Source organism: Undibacterium sp. KW1, from assembly GCF_009937955.1.
Classification (GTDB): domain Bacteria; phylum Pseudomonadota; class Gammaproteobacteria; order Burkholderiales; family Burkholderiaceae_D; genus Undibacterium.
The window spans coordinates 6,250,770-6,268,886 of the sequence record NZ_AP018439.1; the positions used below are offsets into that span (position 1 = coordinate 6,250,770).

At 51.3% G+C, this 18,117-nt stretch carries 18 protein-coding genes; 11 read left to right on the forward strand and 7 right to left on the reverse strand.

The genetic code is table 11. The features are described 5' to 3' along the window. The gene (locus UNDKW_RS28285; protein ID WP_162061492.1) at nt 1–1,017 is read right to left on the reverse strand and encodes an HDOD domain-containing protein; all 1,017 of its coding nucleotides are present in this window, start codon (nt 1,015–1,017) and stop codon (nt 1–3) included. Nucleotides 1,018–1,273: 256 nt separating this feature from the next. Here UNDKW_RS28285 and UNDKW_RS28290 point away from each other — a divergent pair, with 256 nt between their 5' ends. The 5 genes from UNDKW_RS28290 (at nt 1,274) to UNDKW_RS28310 (ending at nt 4,207) form a co-directional block, all read left to right on the forward strand. Next, nucleotides 1,274–2,305, forward strand: coding sequence for an alpha/beta hydrolase (locus tag UNDKW_RS28290; protein ID WP_232063155.1), 1,032 nt, complete (start codon nt 1,274–1,276; stop codon nt 2,303–2,305). Next, a complete protein-coding gene (locus tag UNDKW_RS28295; protein WP_162061493.1) occupies nt 2,302–2,664 on the forward strand; it encodes a type II toxin-antitoxin system PemK/MazF family toxin in 363 nt (120 codons plus the stop codon). Before UNDKW_RS28290 ends, UNDKW_RS28295 begins: the two co-directional genes overlap by 4 nt. A 36-nt stretch (nt 2,665–2,700) precedes the next feature. After that, nucleotides 2,701–3,018, forward strand: coding sequence for a hypothetical protein (locus UNDKW_RS28300; protein WP_162061494.1), 318 nt, complete (start codon nt 2,701–2,703; stop codon nt 3,016–3,018). 92 nt (nt 3,019–3,110) lie between these two features. Continuing rightward, nucleotides 3,111–3,887: an NIPSNAP family protein gene (locus tag UNDKW_RS28305; RefSeq protein ID WP_162061495.1), complete on the forward strand. Its 777-nt coding sequence runs from the start codon at nt 3,111–3,113 to the stop codon at nt 3,885–3,887. Nucleotides 3,888–3,958: 71 nt separating this feature from the next. Further along, nucleotides 3,959–4,207, forward strand: a complete 249-nt coding sequence (locus tag UNDKW_RS28310) for a hypothetical protein (RefSeq protein WP_162061496.1) — start codon at nt 3,959–3,961, stop codon at nt 4,205–4,207. 16 nt (nt 4,208–4,223) lie between these two features. Here UNDKW_RS28310 and UNDKW_RS28315 read toward each other — a convergent pair whose 3' ends face one another. Further along, complete coding sequence (locus UNDKW_RS28315) at nt 4,224–5,606, reverse strand: glycoside hydrolase family 18 protein (protein ID WP_162061497.1); 1,383 nt, start codon at nt 5,604–5,606, stop codon at nt 4,224–4,226. A 9-nt stretch (nt 5,607–5,615) separates the two neighbouring features. On the opposite strand from UNDKW_RS28315, the gene UNDKW_RS31245 reads away from it, so the two are divergent. Then, entirely contained in the window at nt 5,616–5,984 is a 369-nt protein-coding gene (locus UNDKW_RS31245; RefSeq protein WP_370529063.1) for a SlyX family protein, read from the forward strand. 135 nt (nt 5,985–6,119) lie between these two features. On the opposite strand, the gene UNDKW_RS28325 is transcribed toward UNDKW_RS31245, so the two are convergent. The 3 genes from UNDKW_RS28325 to UNDKW_RS28335 form a co-directional block, all read right to left on the reverse strand. After that, on the reverse strand, nt 6,120–6,863 hold the full coding sequence (locus tag UNDKW_RS28325) for an ABC transporter substrate-binding protein (protein WP_162061498.1): 744 nt from the start codon (nt 6,861–6,863) through the stop codon (nt 6,120–6,122). Nucleotides 6,864–6,980: 117 nt separating this feature from the next. Beyond that, entirely contained in the window at nt 6,981–8,204 is a 1,224-nt protein-coding gene (locus UNDKW_RS28330; RefSeq protein WP_162061499.1) for a M20/M25/M40 family metallo-hydrolase, read from the reverse strand. Between the two features lie 28 nt (nt 8,205–8,232). Further along, nucleotides 8,233–9,465, reverse strand: a complete 1,233-nt coding sequence (locus UNDKW_RS28335) for a urate hydroxylase PuuD (protein ID WP_162061500.1) — start codon at nt 9,463–9,465, stop codon at nt 8,233–8,235. 439 nt (nt 9,466–9,904) lie between these two features. On the opposite strand from UNDKW_RS28335, the gene UNDKW_RS28340 reads away from it, so the two are divergent. After that, a complete protein-coding gene (locus tag UNDKW_RS28340) occupies nt 9,905–10,843 on the forward strand; it encodes a LysR family transcriptional regulator (protein WP_110254977.1) in 939 nt (312 codons plus the stop codon). A 19-nt stretch (nt 10,844–10,862) separates the two neighbouring features. Here the strand turns inward: UNDKW_RS28340 and uraH are convergent, their stop codons facing one another. Beyond that, nucleotides 10,863–11,216 (reverse strand): hydroxyisourate hydrolase, encoded by a 354-nt coding sequence (gene uraH, locus UNDKW_RS28345; RefSeq protein WP_162061501.1) that lies wholly within the window; start codon nt 11,214–11,216, stop codon nt 10,863–10,865. A 209-nt stretch (nt 11,217–11,425) separates the two neighbouring features. Between uraH and UNDKW_RS28350 the strand changes: the two genes are divergently transcribed. Next, a complete protein-coding gene (locus tag UNDKW_RS28350; protein WP_162061502.1) occupies nt 11,426–13,183 on the forward strand; it encodes an allantoate amidohydrolase in 1,758 nt (585 codons plus the stop codon). A 385-nt stretch (nt 13,184–13,568) separates the two neighbouring features. On the opposite strand, the gene UNDKW_RS28355 is transcribed toward UNDKW_RS28350, so the two are convergent. Next, complete coding sequence (locus tag UNDKW_RS28355; RefSeq protein WP_232063156.1) at nt 13,569–13,748, reverse strand: hypothetical protein; 180 nt, start codon at nt 13,746–13,748, stop codon at nt 13,569–13,571. A gap of 74 nt (nt 13,749–13,822) precedes the next feature. Here UNDKW_RS28355 and UNDKW_RS28360 point away from each other — a divergent pair, with 74 nt between their 5' ends. The 3 genes from UNDKW_RS28360 (at nt 13,823) to UNDKW_RS28370 (ending at nt 18,077) form a co-directional block, all read left to right on the forward strand. Next, nucleotides 13,823–15,211: a nucleobase:cation symporter-2 family protein gene (locus UNDKW_RS28360; protein ID WP_162061504.1), complete on the forward strand. Its 1,389-nt coding sequence runs from the start codon at nt 13,823–13,825 to the stop codon at nt 15,209–15,211. 24 nt (nt 15,212–15,235) lie between these two features. Then, complete coding sequence (locus tag UNDKW_RS28365) at nt 15,236–16,597, forward strand: 8-oxoguanine deaminase (protein WP_162061505.1); 1,362 nt, start codon at nt 15,236–15,238, stop codon at nt 16,595–16,597. 118 nt (nt 16,598–16,715) lie between these two features. Beyond that, nucleotides 16,716–18,077, forward strand: a complete 1,362-nt coding sequence (locus UNDKW_RS28370; RefSeq protein ID WP_162061506.1) for a hypothetical protein — start codon at nt 16,716–16,718, stop codon at nt 18,075–18,077. The last annotated feature ends 40 nt before the right edge of the window (nt 18,078–18,117 follow it).

The window sequence follows — 18,117 nt, forward strand, 5'->3', positions numbered from 1 at the left end:
CTAGGCCTCATCCTTTTCCTGTACATGCAGCGCCGTAAAACAGCGCTGCATTTCTGCGTCTGCAGCCAGATGCAGGTCTTCATCGTCGTCACTGATGACAGCGGCATTCACCAGCAATCTTATTTTGCTGATGTCGCCCGCCTGCTTCAACACCAGGCCCAGATCCTGTAATGGACCATCATGGCTGACCTGGTCTTTCAGAGCTTGCATGACAGCATCAGGAAAATCCCATTCTTTGGCGATGCGGTAAGACAGGATATGTGCCATGTGTAAAAAGCGCAGGCGAAATTCCGTCGCCAGCGGCATGACCGGTGCCACCATGATCTGATCGAGGCTGCGAAAGGCAATGATCAGGCCGATGTTTTGCACCAGACCGGCCAGGTAGGCATGAAAGCCATCAAGCCCGCGTTCCTGCGCCAGCAGGCGGCAAGCCTGCGCACATTTTTCTGACTGTTCCCAGATCAGCGGTGCAACCACGCAAGTGATACGGCCAGACTGCAGTTGTATCAACGGGCGGAAAGCCGTGCGCGCCACCAGCAGGCGCAGGCCGTTGATGCCGAGCAGGCGTATCGCATTGTCGAGGCTGCTGATCTTGTCTGCCGGGCTGTAATAAGAGCTGTTGACTTCAGAGATGATCTCGGCGACCAGGCTCACATCCCTGCCAATATGGCTGGCCAGTTCATCACCAGAGACATTTTCATTGCGCAGGCTCTTCAACAACTGCGGCAGCACGCTGGGCACGCGCGGGATATGGCGGGCATCGCTAAAGTCTGCCCTGACCAGGCGTTCCAGTGCAATCAGCAGTGGTTTATCTGCGCCATGCTGTACCTGCTTGCCATAAGCACCGAGCAGCCACGGGTAAAACCGTGAATCGACATCAAAGCCAGCTTGCCAGGCCCCTTCTTCGGCGACGATATCTTCAGGTGCGCTGAAGACAGTGGCTGCCTGCAGTGCTTCTGCATCAGCAGCAGAACCTATGCCCAGCCGCCGCCATAAACTGCGCAGCAAGCCTAGCACCCTGCCTCCTGCTGGCAGTGGCAAACTAAAACGAAGGGGGACAGCAAGACAGTCGCCATCATGTCTGAAGCACTCCTGTAGTGGTTGCCTGCTATATTCGCATAAACCCGGTCTTGCATGCACGCCTGCAACACGTACTTGCCCCGATAATGTTACTTTGCTTTACAAGTTGTTGCATAAATAGACTAGTGCAACAAGCGCCGGATTTTCTAAGATAAGGGCTTATGCTGGTCCCGCCATAATGTTACGGAGTTTCATGATGCCCAAGCCTGCCGATATGACCACCCTGCCCCGCTATGCCCTGCGAGCGACAGCCGTTTGCCTGGGTTTTTTGCTCGTCATGCCCCTTATTGCTTCCAATGCTGCCAACGCTGGCACCCTGCGCGATAAAATCATGGAAAGACGTCAGGAAAGAAAAGAGCAACGGGCTGAGCAGGTGGCTGAAAAAAATGAGATGACTGAGGCAGAAACCACAGACCTGGCACCGCAAGGCCTGCCAGCCGGCACCAAAGTCCTGCGTGATATCGCCTATGGCAGTGACAAGCGCCAGACCATGGATGTTTATTTGCCAGCGAATGCAACTAATCTGAAATCCATGCCTGTCATTTTCATGGTACATGGCGGTGCCTGGAAGATAGGCAGCAAAACCGCGCGTGGCGTGGTCGAGAACAAGGCAGCACACTGGCTGCCCCAGGGCTATATATTCGTCTCCGTCAATTACCGCATGTTGCCCGACATTAAACCGCTGGAACAGGCTGACGATGTCGCCAAAGCCCTGGCAACAGCGCAAAACAAGGCGGCAGAATGGGGTGGATCTGGCAAGCGCTTCATCATCATGGGCCATTCCGCCGGGGCGCACCTGGTTGCCCTGCTGGCCAGCAACCCGTCCATCGCCGCCAGGGCAGGTGCCTCTGCCTGGCTGGCGAGCATTGCGCTGGACAGTGCTGCTTACGACATCGACAAGATCATGGGACAAAAGCATTACCGCTTTTATGATGAAGCCTTTGGTTCTGATCCCGCTTACTGGCAGGCCAGCTCACCCACCCTGCAATTGAAACAATCCGCAGCCCCGTTCGTGGCCGTGTGCTCCAGCGTCAGACCAGACAAACCCTGCGCCCAGGCTGCTGTGTTCATCGACAAGGCCAGGTCACTGGGCATGCAGGCCATGCTGTTGCCACAAAGCCTGAGTCATGCTGACATCAATAAAAATCTCGGGCTGGATAGTGCGTATACCACCGCTGTAGATAATTTCATCAAGCCGCTCGTTGCGGCGCAGGTCAATCCATGACAAGCAAGATCAAGCGCGGTGACATTTACTGGGCCAGCCCTGATGAAGAACGCAGTACCGTCGCTGGCCTGGCGCACCCGCATGTGGTCGTACAGGATGATGTCTTCAATCAGTCGCGCATCACCTCTACCGTCATATGCGCCCTGACCAGCAATCTGAAGCGCGTGACCGAACCGGGTAATGTCATGCTGGAACTGGGCGAAGCAGCTCTGGATAAACAAAGTGTGGTCGTGGTATCGCAGATATCTTCCATACCTAAAAATCAGCTCGGCGAGTTCATAGGTCATTTGTCTGATGAGCGGGTCATGCAGATACTGGCGGGTATCAGGTTTCAGCAAAAGACTTTTTTTGAAGCCTGATTCTGAACTTGGTGCAAAAAAATAAAAGGCTCAGCAATGGCTTATGACCTCGTAGTTGGCAAAAGCAGCAAAGTAAAAGACGCACCGGATATCGTAGGTGGGATCGAGTTTGATGAATTGCCGCAGATCGCCCGTTTATTGAAAAGGGCAGATATTTCTTTTTTACACCGCATTTCCAATCTCTTCGAAGACCAGGCATTTTCTGAAGATGAAATAGAACAGGCTTTCAGCTCGCTGTTGCCTTTGCTGCTACTCGACCTGCAAGCAGGTGAAAGGCAATTCCTTCAAAAACTGATTTCTGTCCTGACTTATGCAAAATGGAAGCAATCATGTCTGTATTGCGTTGCAGATTGATTTTCTTGCCTTATTAGGACTGGTATCGTCCTAATTGCAAGATATGCTGACTCCATCGTATTTACACACATTCGTAGTCATGGAGAACAGCAATGCTTACCTCATCAGATACTACAAGTCTGGACAAGCCCATTATGGCCGCTGAGTGCTGCAATATCGTGGAATTGCGCCAGTATGTGACTTACCCAGGCAAACGGGATGCACTGATCTCACTGTTTGAGAAGCACTTCATAGAAAGCCAGGAAGAAACCGGCATACGTGTGCTCGGTCAGTTTCGCGATATCAACGATCCCTATCGTTATACCTGGTTGCGTGGCTTTCCCAATATGGCAGCACGCAAGCAGGCGCTGACGGATTTTTATTCAGGCAAGGCCTGGCAGGCATACCGCAATGAAGCCAATGCAACTTTGTATGATAACGACGATGTGTTATTGCTGCGCCCTGCCTCTGCTGGCAGTGGTTTCAAATTGGGTTCGCGTACCAGGCCTGCGCCGGATAGAATTGCCCCACGTAGCGGCTTCGTCGTGACAACGGTTTACCATTTTGCGCAGGAAGTCAGCTCTGACTTTATCAGCAAATTCAATGAACGTTTGATGCCCATGTTTGAGCGCCATGGGGCGCATATCATGGGACGTTTTGTCACGAAAAAGAACCGCAATACTTTTGAACGCCTGCCCGTACGTGAGAATGTGAATGTGTTTGTCTGGTTTGCTTCCTACACTGACCGTGCAGGCTATGAAGCCTGTCTGACAAAATTAGCCGGGGACGCGCTGTGGCGGGATCAGGCATTTGCTGACCTGTATAAGTCATTGCAAGGCTGGCCTGAGATCATTATGCTGGAACCTGCATCACGTTCGCTTTTGCCTTGAGGCCTGATTTTTGCAAATTTGCACATAGCTGGATAATATGTGCGAATTCTTATTTTCAGCGGCATATTGTGATGGTCTTTCTTGCACTTACACGTCAGGGTCTTGATGAATTGATCGCGTTAAATAACGCATCTGCGGTATCTGTCTGGTGTGGCAGTAATGTTCTGACAGAAGCAGAATACGATGACATGTCAGGCATGAATATTTCCTGCTTCGTCTATCCATTGGCAAGCCCTGCAGATGCAAACTTTTCAAGCGCACTGGAAACGATTGCAGATCATCATCCTGAAGAAAAAATCTGGATAGAGAATCTGCAATAAGTTTCAATTACTGGGGCTACTGGTAATGCACCCCACCCGCCAGATCAACGTCTGCTGTTTTTTCGTGCAGGTTCCTGTATAAGCTGCGCAAGAGACTGCCCTCGGCATCATCCTGCCCCAGGTGCCAGAACATGGCTCCGGCCAGTTTGTATTTCTTCAGGTAGGCGACTTTGTAAGCGAATGATTGTTCATCGTCATAGCTGATAAAGATTTTCTTGTCCGCGTTATAAATCCACGGCACCTTGGTCTCTTTACTGAAATAGGATTTGTAACCGAGATTGGCAGCCAGCAGTTTTTTGATTTCAGCATAGCCAGGCGTGCGTGGGTCCTTGCGGGCCGTACAGGCATCGCAGCCTGTGAGTAGCGTCGGGTCGCCTGTATAGACATCGCCTGCCAGTGTCTGATGGCTTTGATACAGGCCATGGTTTTCTCCGGCTTCCACCGCAAAATAGGCGCGGCCATAAAATGGCAGACCCAGCACAAGTTTGCTGGCAGGTACGCCAGCACGCAGGTATTGCTGCACCGTCGCATCCACCGTCAGAGCCATAGTTGCAGGGAAGCGTCTTTCCAGTTCTGTCAGCGATAACGCTGGTTTGAATGCCAGCTTGCGCAAGGGGTTGTCATAGTTATGCTCAGGTGCGTCACCAAACAGGTGGGCATTATGGTTGGTCTGCTTTTCCCACGCACCATTGAAGTCATAACTCATGAGATTGACGTAATCAACCTGCGCTGCAATCTGTGGTAGTTGCAGATAAGTCCGCGCCATACTGAAAGCACCACCGGCCACGGCGATGGAAAGTTGATTACTCTGTCTGGCGCGCTTCAGTTGCAGGCGCATTTCCTTGAGCAGGGCGACAAAATTCTGCGCATCTTCTGCACGTGGATATTCCCAGTCCAGGTCCAGGCCATCGAAGCCATATTCACGCATGAAAGCCACGCAGGATTGCGCGAGTTTCTTGCGGCCTTCAACTGTCGCAGCGGCCTGGCGGTAACGCGCTACCGTGGGGCTGTCATCATTGGTATAAGCCCAGCCACCTATGGAAAATTGCAAGCGCAAATTAGGATTATATTTTTTGATGCCTTGCAATTCGCGAAATATCTTGCCCGCTGCCTGCAGGTTGGTTCCTTCTTCCAGCGCACATTTGCCATCTTCGCTGAGCGTCAGGAACGAAAAATTCAAATGCGTGAACATGCGTGCTTTTTCTGGCGTGATCGCAGCAACAGGGAATACGGTTTTACCCTCGTCATAATGATTGATGTCATCTTTGCCGAGTGCGTAATAAGCCATGACCACAGGCTTGCCTGCATCCTTTGCCTGGACGGCAGGCGCGGAACATAAGACCAGTATGCCTGACAGGCATGACAATAAGAGACTTGAGGGGAGCTTGGTGATTTTCATGCACATAGCATGCAAGCAGGGGCAAAGCTGGTCAACAGGTTTTTATGCGATATCGAATTGGAACATACCACTTGCACGCTCAGCTTCTCAGACAGACATACCAGTCCACAAAAATACCAGACTGGTATGGCATACTGTAGCCCTGATTTCAAAGAAAGCCGCATCATGACGACAGAAGAAAGACTCATAGACCTGGAAATACGCCTGACCCGTCAGGATGATCTGGTCGATACTCTGAATACCCAGGTATATCGCCAGCAAAAGAAAATCGATGAACTTGAAGCGCTGTGCGCAGCGATGGCTGCCCGTTTAAGGGAAGTGGCAGTGGCTGCCAGCCAGCGAACTGCCGTGGTGGATGAAAGACCGCCGCATTATTGATAATAAGCGCCAAAGCCTTTTAGCTTTGCTCCACCAGTAGTTCACCAGCAGCTAAGAGATGCGGGGTGTATTGCAGTGCCATGTAGGTAGTCCATGCACTTTGTCTTGCAATACTCCCCTATGCATGGAAAGAGTTTATTTAAAACTGATCGCCTTGTTCAATTTTGCCATCACCTCCTCAGGCACATTCTTGCTGCAAATAAGATATCTTTCACCGCCGTCAGGCATATCGCTTGCCTTGAACTGGCTGAACTTATCCTTCGCCATATTGGATTGCTCGATCAAGTAATTTGCTTCTTCTGGTGCTGCAAACATCAGGTCGGCAGATTTGCTGGCAACCAGTTGCAGCATCTGGGTGTTGGTGCCATTGGAAACTACCGTCTGTGGTTTGATCTTTCCCAGTGCCGCATCTATGTAATGGCCGTAAGAAAATTTTTCCTTGATGAGTACCTTGATGCCCGGCATGGTCAATACTTCTTCCAGTTTGGCATTGTCCTTGATCTTGAAACTGCTATTGACAATCATGACGGCAGGTTTGTCGCGGTACAAGGCTTTACTGAACTTGGCAAAGCCTTCACGTTCTTCGGTTTTATACCAGCCTATGGCACAGGTTTTTTGTGTGTTTTCCTGCACCATGGCAAGTTGGCGGTTGGGAGGCGCCTTGGCCCAGGTGAATGCCACGCCAGCACTTTTGAAGGCATTAGCTGCCGGGCTTGCCGTCAAGCCTGATGCAGAACCATCAGGCTCTTCGACAATATACGGTGGCCGCACATTGTAGTTAAGAACGATCTTGTCGTCAGCCTGGCTGGTCGTAGCAACAGCCAGCATGGCTAGCGTACAGAATTGAAAAAGAGTTTTGTTGTTCGCTTTGTTGTTCATCTTGGTCTCTCAAATATGATTTCATTAAAAGTTGCCCGAACAGCTTTTCAATACCTACAAACATCTTCTACATCCTAGCCGACAAAGCCGGATAAATCCATGCGCGTCCTTGTTATTTTATTGCAGCAAATCCGCCAGACTACGTGCAATGACCTTGGTGGCTTTACGTAAATCTTCCAGATTCAAACGCTCATCTGCACGTTTGGCATGTGACTCCAGCACAGTACGCGGCCCTGCGCCATAGATAACGCCAGGTATGCCCACTTCCGAGAACAAACGCACATCGGTATACAAAGGCGTACCCAGTGCAGGAATCGCTTCACCAAAGACCTCACCACCATGTTTTTGTATCGCATCAACAAGAGGCGTATTACCCGGCAATGGACGCATGGAATTCGCCAGCAAGATACGTTTGACATCAACGCTGATGCCTGGCAGTTCAGCCGTGGTATCGCTAATGACTTTGCGCAAAGTCGCTTCGACTTCTGCCGGATTTTCTTCCGGTATCATGCGGCGGTCGAGTTTGAAAGTGACACGGCCAGGGATGACATTGGTATTGGTACCACCTTCTATGGTTCCCACATTCAGGTAAGGGTGGGTGATGCCTTCGACTTTGGAGGTGACTTGTTTGTAGAGAGTGTTTTGCGCATACAGAGCATTCAGGATTTTCACTGCTGCCTGCAAAGCATCGACACCTGAGTCAGGGATTGCTGCATGCGCCATCTTGCCATGTACCGTCACTTCCATCTGCAGGCAACCGTTATGCGCGGTGATGACCTGGTAAGAAAAACCTGCAGCTATCATCAGGTCAGGCTTGATGAGATTATGCTTCAACATCCAGCCGGGGCCAACTTCGCCACCAAATTCTTCATCATAGGTAAATAATAACTCCAGCGTACCCGCCTTTGGTTTGGCAACCGCTTCGAGGGCGCGCAAGGCAAAAGTGTAAGTCGAAAAATCGCATTTGCTGACAGCCGTGGCGCGACCATAGATGTTGCCGTTTTCTATTTCACCACCGTAAGGGTTTTTGGTCCAGCCTTCGCCTGGTGGTACTACGTCACCATGCGCATTCAGCAGCACGGTCTTGCCAGGGCCATACTGGCGGCGCACCAGCAGGTTCGTGATGCTTTGCAGGCCAGCTTCCTTGACTTCACTATCCGGCACAGCATGTTTTTCTGCGCTGATACCCATGTCTTGCAGCAGGTCGGCGGTGCGTTCTGCATGGGGAGCATTATTGCCGGGTGGGGTATCGGTAGGCACACGTATCAGTTCTTGCAGGAACTTTACCTGCTCGTCAAAGTGCGTGTCTATCCAGGCGTCGAGTTGTTCGTAATTGTTCATGTCTTGTACTTTCTTGATTTTTATTGGATTACTTGGCACCAGCCTGGAACCAGGCGCCGACGACTGCACGTTCTTCTTCCGTCATTTGCGTCATATTCCCTATAGGCATGGCCTTGAGTTGCACGGCCTGCATATTGACCTTTACCGCATTCTGTCTGATCAGTTCTGGTGTATCGAGCTTGATACCGGCAGGTGCTGTGGCAAAGCCAGGCTGGCTAGGTGTGGCCGCATGGCAGGACACGCAACGCTGGTTGATGATGCCCTGTACTTTAGTGAACTGAGCCTTTTCTGCTTCTGCCGCCGACAGGGCTGGGTCAGGTGCCGCCACCTTGGCCGGCGGTTTTGGTGCAATCGCAATTGCCACTGCCAGCAATAAAGTCACGCCCGCCGCAGGATAAGCCCAGTTGGTAATGCCCTTGTGACGCAGATTGAAAAAGTGACGTATCAATACACCCGCCGCCATAATGACAGCCAGCACCAGCCAGTTGTATTCATGGTTATAGGTCATTGCATAATGGTTGCTGATCATGATGAACAGCACAGGCAGGGTGAAGTAATTATTGTGTACGCTGCGCTGCTTGGCTTTTTGGCCGTGGATAGGGTCAGGCGATTTACCCTGCTGCATGGCTTCGACGAGTTTGCGCTGGCCGGGGATGATGAGCATCAACACATTACCCACCATCATCGTGCCTATCATGGCACCGACGTGGATATAGGCAGCGCGGCCACTGAGGAACTTTGACAACACAAACGCCGTCGCCACGATGAACACGAACATGATGATGCCCAACAGGCCTTCACGCTTGCCCAGCGGTGAACGGCACAGCAAGTCATACACAGTCCAGCCCACCAGCAAGGTGCCCAGGCCTATGCCTATGGCTTGCCAGCTCGTCAGGTCCGCGACGGACTTGTCTATCATCATCGCAGAGGCATTGAAGTAATACACGATGAACAACATCGCAAAGCCAGACAGCCAGGTGGCATAGGCTTCCCATTTGAACCAGTGCAGTTCTTCGGGCAGTTCCTTGGGGGCGATCAGGTATTTTTGCGGGTTATAGAAGCCGCCGCCATGCACGGCCCACAATTCACCAGACACACCCTTGTTGGCCAGTTCAGAACCAGGTTTGGGCGGGCGGATATTATTGTCGAGCCAGACGAAGTAGAAGGATGCACCTATCCAGGCGATGCCGGTAATCAGGTGCAGCCAGCGGACGATCAGGTTCAGCCACTCAGTGCCATACGCAAGTAAAAAAGCTTCCATGTTTTCTCTCATGTTAGAAGCTCGTCTGCCTCCGCGGGCTCTTCAGACGAGAGGGATATACAAAATCCCAAATCGGTCGCGAACCGAAGCTCCGCTGCGACCAGTTTAATAAGCTCCAAAAACATCATTCTCGGGCGCATTACTGCGTTGCAAATACTCGCAATACCGACGTATTGCTGCGTTTTGCGCCTTGTACTGCATCCCGATAATTTCGTTTTTGAAGCTTATTTTAAAACCAATTCAGTGCTAAAAAACCACAACCTGTATCTATCTGCTGCAAATGTCTCCTATTGTCGCAGTTAGACCAAGGGCAGGTATTGCCTATAGCAAAAAACTTGGTGAAGTCTGCCAACGATAAACTTTTTCCCTACAAACTTCATTGAAAACGAAGTATATTAAAAATACAGATTTCGATATACGTTTGAAGACAGGCATCAGCATGGCACAACTACCCAATCATCTCGACCTGCATCTGATACGCATTTTGTATCTTTTGCTCAGTGAGAAAAACGTTTCCCGCGTGGCTTTGAAGCTGAACCAGCCCCAGCCTTCGATTTCTGCCTCACTACGCAAATTGCGCGAGTTGACTGGCGATCAATTGCTGGTACGCGGTGGCCGTGGCATGGTGCCTACCCCCCATGGTGAAACCCTGCTCAAGCCTGCCAAGCGCATACTCGATGAAACTGAGTTGTTGTTTGAGCGCAAAGTACCTTTCGTCGCCCAGCAAGAAAGCAAGACCTTCCACATCGCCGCCCCAGATTCCCTGCATGTGCAATTTCTGCCCAGCGTGGTGGAGCGCCTGCGCCGTGAATCACCCAAAAGCCGCATTGTCATCCATGGCCTGGGGGCTGAAGTTGATTATGTACGCCATTTGTCTGATGGTGACCTTGACCTCGTCATCGCCAACTGGGATGAACCGCCGCAGCACCTGCACCTTTCTAAACTGTTTGAAGACCCCATCGTCTGCGCCATGCGTGCAGACAGCCCTTATGCCAAGCGCACCGGTACTGACGACATGACGCTGGAAGACTACCTGAGCCTGCCGCACGTCGCGCCTTCGCAACTCTTGTCTGGCTATCATGGTGTCATCGATGCCCATCTGGAACGCCAGCACCTGCGCCGCAATGTCGTGGTCGAATCCGCCTACTTTGGCCTCATGCCGCATATGCTGACACAGTCCGACATGGTGCTGACGACAGGCAAGCAATACCTGAGCTTTTATGAAAAAAGCCTGCAACTCAAGACTTTTTCCATCCCCATCAAATTCCCGCCACTGCGCTTTTACCAGCTCTGGCATGAGCGCGTTCATCATTCACCAGAACACAGATGGCTGCGTGAGCAGATCGCCCAGGCAGCCAAGTCTTTGATGTCCAAATAATCCTGAGTTATGCAGGGGTTTAGCTACCCCTGTAAGTCGAGTACGCCCATGGCGACACTACCAGCGGCACATGGTAATTCTGGCTGGCATCGGCCACCCCAAAAGCCAGGGTCACGCGGTCTATGAATTTGGGGCTGGGCAGATCCACGCCCTGCTTGTCGAAATAATCACCTGCTGCAAATACCAGCTCATACAGGCCAACCTTGAGACTGTCACCTTCCAGCAGGGGCGCATTGCAGCGGCCATCATGGTTGGTGGTCTCGGTCTTCAGCAGGGTTTTCTCGCCTGCATTGACTGTATATAACTCCACCTGCACACCCACGCCGGGTTTGCCAACGGTGATATCCAGCACATGTGTACTGAGCTTTCCCATACTGATCTCCTATATTAATGACTTGAAATGCGCTATCAGCCAAATCTTATACTGCCAGCAGTCTATCAATATACTATCGAAGATATACAGATCATGAAGACAGCAGCACATTGCAGGCCAGAATTGGGCTTAAGCTTCATCATCATGCCGGGACAATACCGGTCACATTAAAGCATAGGCACAATAATAGGCACATTGCCTGACCAATTATGACGACAACTCTGGACCACCTGAACCGCTGTAGCACGCAAGACTTTGTGCATACCCTGCATGGTATCTATGAACATTCACCCTGGATACCTGAGCGGGCCGCCGCCAGCCGCCCCTTTGCCAGCGTCACTGCCCTCAAGCTGGCCTTGCAAACCGTGGTCAGCCAGGCGGCAGAGGCAGAACAACTCGGCCTGATCCGTGCCCACCCCGAGCTGGCAGGCAAGGCCGCCATCGCCGGAGAATTGACGGCAGAATCCACCGGTGAACAAGCCAAGGCAGGCCTGACCAATTGCAGCCCTGAAGAATTCGCGATACTGCACAAGCTCAATGCCGACTACAACAGTAAATTTGGTTTCCCCTTCATCCTCGCCGTCAAAGGGCCGGATGGCAAGGGTTTTACGCGGGAAGCCATCATCGCCACCTTCCAGCGCCGTTTTAAAAACCAGCGCGCAGATGAACTGGCAGAATGCCTGCGCCAGATAGGCCGCATCGCCGAACTGCGCCTGAACGACTTGCTTGAACACACTCTGCAATTTGGCAACACCATCATGCAATGGTCTGAAACTCTGGCCGCCTGGAGCGATGATGAAGACGGCCTGACCTGTGCCTATATGACACCTGCGCACCAAAAAACCGCAGAGCAACTGGCCGCCTGGATGCGCGAAGCTGGCATGCATGTGCATATCGATGCAGTCGGCAATGTGGTAGGCCGCTACCTGTCTGATGCAACCGATGCCAAGACCTTGCTCACCGGCTCCCACTATGACACCGTCTGCAATGGCGGCAAATACGATGGCCGTGAAGGCATCCTGCTACCCATCGCCATCGTCAAGCACCTGAACGACAGAAATGAAAAACTGCCTTTCAACTTCGAGATCATAGGCTTTTCTGAAGAAGAAGGTGTGCGCTACAAAAGCACTTTCCTGGGCAGCAATGCCGTCATCGGCCAGTTTGACCTGACCTTGCTGGACAAGACAGATGCAGACGGCATCAGCATGCGTGAGGCACTGACTGCCGCCGGGTATGATGTCAAACACATCCCCGCCATCGCACGTGACCCTGCACAGATACTGGGCTATGTAGAAGTGCATATAGAACAGGGCCCGGTCTTGCTGGGCCGTGACTTGCCAGTGGGCATCGTCACTTCCATTGCTGGCAGTTGTCGCTATCAGGTGCAACTCAAGGGTGTTGCCAGCCATGCTGGCACCACACCCATGAGCATGCGCAAAGATGCTGCCGCTGCTGCAGCAGAAATCATTTTGTATGTAGAACAGCGTTGCGCCAATGGCACATCCCTGGTTGGTACTGTAGGCCAGTTACAGGTGCCGCATGGCTCGGTGAATGTCATACCCGGCTCCTGCAATCTGTCACTGGATATCCGCGCTGCTGACGATGCGACACGTGATGCGGCAGTGAATGACATTCTGGCAAAGATAGAGACTGTATGCGAGCGCCGTAATATTGAAGTGAATGTGGTCAAAGCCGTTTCTGCCCCGGCAGCCCCTTGCGCCCCATGGCTGATGCAACAACTGGCAGCGGCCACGCAAAGAGCAGGTTTGCCCGCCTTTGAATTGCCATCAGGCGCAGGCCATGATGCCATGGCAATAGCCAAAATGACCGACGTGGCCATGCTGTTCACCCGCTGCGGCAACGGCGGCATCAGCCACAACCCGCTGGAAACCATGAGCGCTGACGACGCAGAAGTCTCGGCACAAATCTTGCTCGATTTTTTAAGGAATTTTAGAGAAAAACTTTAAGACCGAAAAGCTCACCACAGAGACACAGAGTCACAGAGAAAAGCAAGAGGAAGATCAAGGGAATTTTTTTGAAGGCTAATGGATTCTTTAAGATTTTCTCTGTGCATCTCTGTGTCTCCGTGCCTCTGTGTTGAGAGGTCTTGCTTTTAAGTTTCAACATTTTATTACCAGGATTTCTGGCGCCACTTTCAGTATTGCCTGCTTCAGCTTCGCAATGAAGACCTGATACAGAACCAGGACTGAGCTTGAGCCTGCTGCCATGTTTGCGGTGCTTACCGCTGCATGGTTTGAGGCGACGCAAGAACATGCTTTCACCGGCATTTTTTTACGACGCAGATCAATCCTGACGAGATGTCTTCTTCCAGTTCGTGGAGGATGCGCCTCGTCAGGCAGCAGTAAAAAGCGCAGTCGGACTATATGTTTCGGCTGTATTTGTAGCCGCTTTTCCTGACGACACCATCGTCAGGAAGGCAAACCAGGAGTCCAGCACACGATGCACGCTTCCCTCATTTCGATTACCAATCGCTTCAATCTTTAGCAGCTCAGTATGTGCATTTTCAGCCATCACTGACAAAAATTCCGTCAGAGAACCCAGCAGTGATGTGGCAAACAACCAAACCATCAAGCAAGGAAGAGACGATGCAAACAGCGATACACCCGGTAGATGAAAAGCTACCAGCAGCAAAATTATTCACTCTGGGCATACAGCACGTGCTGGTGATGTATGCTGGGGCGATAGCCGTGCCTCTCATTATCGGCGGTGCCCTGCACCTACCCAAAGACCAGATAGCTTTCCTCATCAATGCCGATTTATTCTGTTGCGGCCTGGTGACCCTGATACAGGCACTGGGCATCTGGAAGTTTGGCATACGCATGCCTGTCATGATGGGCGTCACCTTTGCGGCAGTAGGCCCCATGGTGGCAATGGCGGGTAACCCCAGCCTGGGCATACTCAGTATCTATGGGGCGGTCATCGCCTCCGGTATTTTTGGTCTCATCATTACTCCCTTCATGAGCCGGGCTGTCAGGTTTTTCCCGCCTGTTGTTACCGGCACCATCATCACCGTCATTGGCATTACCCTCATGCGCGTGGGTATCAACTGGGCAGCGGGCGGGCAACCGATGATTTTTGATGCGGCCAGCAAATCCATGCAGCCCAATCCCAATTATGGTGCGCCTGAAAACCTGGCGATTGCCTTCTTCGTGCTGGTCTCCATCATGCTCATGACACGTTATTTGCGCGGCTTTTTGGGCAATATCTCGGTCTTGCTGGGCATGGTGCTGGGTTTTGTCGTCTCGCTGGTATTGGGCAAGGTCAGTTTTGATGGTCTGGGTGAGGCTGGCTGGTTTGCCTTCATTATGCCCTTCCAGTATGGCATGCCGACCTTTGACCTGGGTGCCATCATAGGTATGTGCCTGGTCATGATAGTCACCATGGTGGAATCAACGGGCATGTTCCTCGCCCTGTCTGAACTTACCGGCAAGCGCATCAGCAATGAAGAACTGGCGAATGGTTTGCGGGCCGACAGCCTGGGTACGGTCATCGGTGGCGTCTTCAATACTTTTCCCTACACCTCGTTTTCACAGAACATAGGCCTGGTTGGTGTTACTGGTGTGCGCAGCCGTTATGTCTGCGCGGCTGCAGGTGTGATCCTGGTGGCGTTTGGCATGTTCCCCAAAATGGCGCATGTGGCAGCATCAATACCCGTGTATGTACTTGGCGGCGCAGGCATAGTCATGTTTGGCATGGTGGCGGCCACCGGTATCAAGATACTCGGCAATGCGGGTCTTAATCACCAGCGTCATAACCTGTTCATCGTTGCCGTCAGCATAGGGGCGGGCATGATCCCTCTGGTGGCACCGCAGTTCTTTTCACACTTGCCACACTGGCTGGGCACGATAGTCGATAGCGGCATCTTGCTGGCCACCATTGCGGCAGTGACGCTCAATCTGTTTTTCAACGGTCAGGGTGCTGAGTCTGAAGCCAAGGCATTTGCCATGGCTGCGGCCCACAGCTCCGACCATTAATTTTTATTTGCTATTTTATTTTTTATGACCAGCAGCTTACTTATCAAAAATGCCCGCGTTGTCGTCACCATGGATGACACGCGCCGTGAAATCAGCAATGGTGCGGTATACATCATCGACAATGTCATCGCTGAGGTGGGCCTCAGTGCAGACTTGCCGCAAACCGCGGATGAAGTCATTGATGCGGCTGACCATGTCGTCATGCCTGGTCTCATCAATACCCATCACCATATGTACCAGAGCCTGACGCGCGTCATACCCGCGGCACAAAATGGTGAGCTGTTCAACTGGCTGACCAATCTCTACCCTATCTGGGCCAACCTGACACCAGAAATGGTGCAGGTATCGACTCAGGCCGCGATGGCAGAGCTGATCCTGTCTGGCTGCACCACCAGCAGCGACCATCTCTATATCTATCCAAATGGCTGCCAGCTTGATCACAGCCTGCAGGCAGCGCAAGAGATAGGCATGCGTTTTCATGCAGCACGTGGTTCCATGAGCGTGGGCCAGTCAAAAGGTGGCCTGCCACCAGACCGTGTGGTGGAAGACGAGGCCAGTATACTGCGCGATACTCAGCGCCTGATAGAGACTTATCACGACAGCAGCCGCCATGCCATGCAACGCATAGTCGTTGCACCCTGCTCACCATTTTCTGTCTCACGCGATCTCATGCGTGAATCAGCAACACTGGCGCGCAGCTATGAAGTATCGCTGCATACCCATCTGGCAGAAAATGCCAATGACATCGCCTATAGCCGCGAAAAATTCAATATGACCCCGGCACAATATGCCGAAGACTGCGGCTGGGTAGGTCATGATGTCTGGCATGCCCACTGTGTGCAGTTGGACGATGATGGCATCTACATGTTCGCTCGCACAGGCACTGGCATTGCGCATTGCCCCTGCTCGAATATGCGCCTGGCGTCTGGCATCGCACCGATACGCAAGATGCTCGATGCCGGTGTCAGTGTCGGCCTCGGTGTGGACGGTTGCGCCTCGAATGATTCAGGCCACATGCTGGGCGAAGTCAGGCAAGCCATGCTACTGCAACGCGTAGGCTTCGGCCCCGATGCCATGACAGCCAGACAGGCGCTGGAAGTCGCGACCCTGGGTGGTGCCAGGGTACTCAACCGCGACGATATAGGCGCACTCAAACCCGGCATGTCTGCGGACATTGTCATGTTCAACCTGAAACAGACAGGCTATGCCGGTGCCTGGCATGACCCTGTTGCTGCCCTGGTTTTTTGCACGCCTTCAGATGTGGCTTACAGCATCATCAATGGTCGTGTTGTGGTACGTGATGGTCAAATTACGTCCATAGATTTACCAGTAGTGATGGAAAGACATAATCGTCTTGCCCATCAATTGGCTGAGGCAGCACGTTGAACTGATCTTGCGCTCTTCAGATGCTGACAGTGGTATAAAAAGTACCGATGCCAGCATCAATTTTCGTATTTCCAGAACTTGCTGATATGCTTGAGTCATTGACTTTAATAACTCATGCATGAAAAAACATATTCCATTAAATCCAGCTGAAATTATAGAACTGAAAAAACAGTTTCTCCATTCCCTGAACCTGGGAACAGGAAGGGCGATGCTGCTCATGAAGGCGTATCCTCAACTGGATTTTTCCAAAGAACTCATTGCGGCATCCGTCAGGAATCTCGCAAATGATGCTCAATCTGAAGGCAGCAGAGCCGATTATTTGTACTCAATGATCAGGCGGGCTAAGAATAGAGACTTGATCGAAAAATCGATACTTCAAAAACTTAAAAATAAGAAATCTGAAATATTTGATTTGAGTCAAATGTGTGATCTTGCTCTGCATTTCTATCAGGATGGGAATCTTCATGCCAGGGAAGTTTTTCTTGAACGCTTCGACAAATCTTTCCATGACGATTATGAATTTTGTGGGGAAGAACAAATTTTAAAGATGGATGGATTACAGGGTTTGTTCAAGCTGGCTGACAAGATAGGCAGACTTCCCGAAGAAGATTGGTTTTCCTATGAATATCGTTGGTATATAGATGATTTTCAAAAGGCCAATCCTGAACTGGATGTGTTTGCAGAATTTGAAAATGCAGCTAAAGAGAATACCTACATCCAGAATTATTTCAAATTAATATCTTCAACTACACCCTTCAAGCGTATTCGCAGAAAAATACCTTCAGCTTATACGGTGAACGATGTAGAAGAGCTTATCAATCGTCCAAGCAAGCGCGTCAGGTTTAACCGTGATCGCACGCGGAGGATGAAGCAACAGGAGATAATTGCCGTTGCCAGGAACTTTCTTGACGAAAAGGACAAGCTCAGAAAATTCAGATACCTGCGATTTTTTTATGCGACCAGATTTCCTTTTGATTATGCGCCTTTGCTAAAAATTGCGAGCGGTAAAAAAAATCATCAGACTATGGCAGTGAATAATGCAGTGCTCGCGCTTAGCCATTTTTCTGGTGCTGACATACGTGCCCTGGCTTTGAAGAAAATACAGGAAGAGCGTATCCCTTGTGAGTACCTGCATCTGCTCGTCAGTAACTATCAGGCCGGGGATGCTGAAATGTTGGTGGAAATAATAGGGCGAGCAAAGAATTTTGATGAAGTGCATTTGTTGGTACAAGGCATCATCGCCATATTCAAGGCCAATCCCGTGGCTGATAGCAAGGCACCGCTTGAAGCCATGTATTACAACATGAATTGTGGAATACACAGACGGGACTTGGTAGAACTGCTGAACGACAATCAAGTGCTGTCCGATGAAATTTTGGAAGAACTGCCCTATGACTCGAATGACGATGTGCGAAAATTATCCCGAAAAATAAAACGCCAGCGCAGTGCTGTTGTGATGAATCAGGATAAGACGGTTTGATCCCGGTTTGCATGCATATCCAAAATGCATGCAAACCCAG

Coding starts and splice junctions, on each gene's coding strand:
- UNDKW_RS28295 (WP_162061493.1), top strand. CDS start 2,302: ATGACAAGCAAGATCAAGCGCGGTGACATTTACTGGGCCAGCCCTGAT.
- UNDKW_RS28305 (WP_162061495.1), top strand. CDS start 3,111: ATGCTTACCTCATCAGATACTACAAGTCTGGACAAGCCCATTATGGCC.
- UNDKW_RS28315 (WP_162061497.1), bottom strand. CDS start 5,606: ATGAAAATCACCAAGCTCCCCTCAAGTCTCTTATTGTCATGCCTGTCA.
- UNDKW_RS28365 (WP_162061505.1), top strand. CDS start 15,236: ATGACCAGCAGCTTACTTATCAAAAATGCCCGCGTTGTCGTCACCATG.
- UNDKW_RS28340 (WP_110254977.1), top strand. CDS start 9,905: ATGGCACAACTACCCAATCATCTCGACCTGCATCTGATACGCATTTTG.
- UNDKW_RS28355 (WP_232063156.1), bottom strand. CDS start 13,748: ATGGCTGAAAATGCACATACTGAGCTGCTAAAGATTGAAGCGATTGGT.
- uraH (WP_162061501.1), bottom strand. CDS start 11,216: ATGGGAAAGCTCAGTACACATGTGCTGGATATCACCGTTGGCAAACCC.
- UNDKW_RS28300 (WP_162061494.1), top strand. CDS start 2,701: ATGGCTTATGACCTCGTAGTTGGCAAAAGCAGCAAAGTAAAAGACGCA.
- UNDKW_RS28370 (WP_162061506.1), top strand. CDS start 16,716: ATGAAAAAACATATTCCATTAAATCCAGCTGAAATTATAGAACTGAAA.
- UNDKW_RS28325 (WP_162061498.1), bottom strand. CDS start 6,863: ATGAACAACAAAGCGAACAACAAAACTCTTTTTCAATTCTGTACGCTA.
- UNDKW_RS28330 (WP_162061499.1), bottom strand. CDS start 8,204: ATGAACAATTACGAACAACTCGACGCCTGGATAGACACGCACTTTGAC.
- UNDKW_RS28290 (WP_232063155.1), top strand. CDS start 1,274: ATGATGCCCAAGCCTGCCGATATGACCACCCTGCCCCGCTATGCCCTG.
- UNDKW_RS28335 (WP_162061500.1), bottom strand. CDS start 9,465: ATGGAAGCTTTTTTACTTGCGTATGGCACTGAGTGGCTGAACCTGATC.
- UNDKW_RS28350 (WP_162061502.1), top strand. CDS start 11,426: ATGACGACAACTCTGGACCACCTGAACCGCTGTAGCACGCAAGACTTT.
- UNDKW_RS28360 (WP_162061504.1), top strand. CDS start 13,823: ATGCAAACAGCGATACACCCGGTAGATGAAAAGCTACCAGCAGCAAAA.
- UNDKW_RS31245 (WP_370529063.1), top strand. CDS start 5,616: ATGCAAGCAGGGGCAAAGCTGGTCAACAGGTTTTTATGCGATATCGAA.
- UNDKW_RS28310 (WP_162061496.1), top strand. CDS start 3,959: ATGGTCTTTCTTGCACTTACACGTCAGGGTCTTGATGAATTGATCGCG.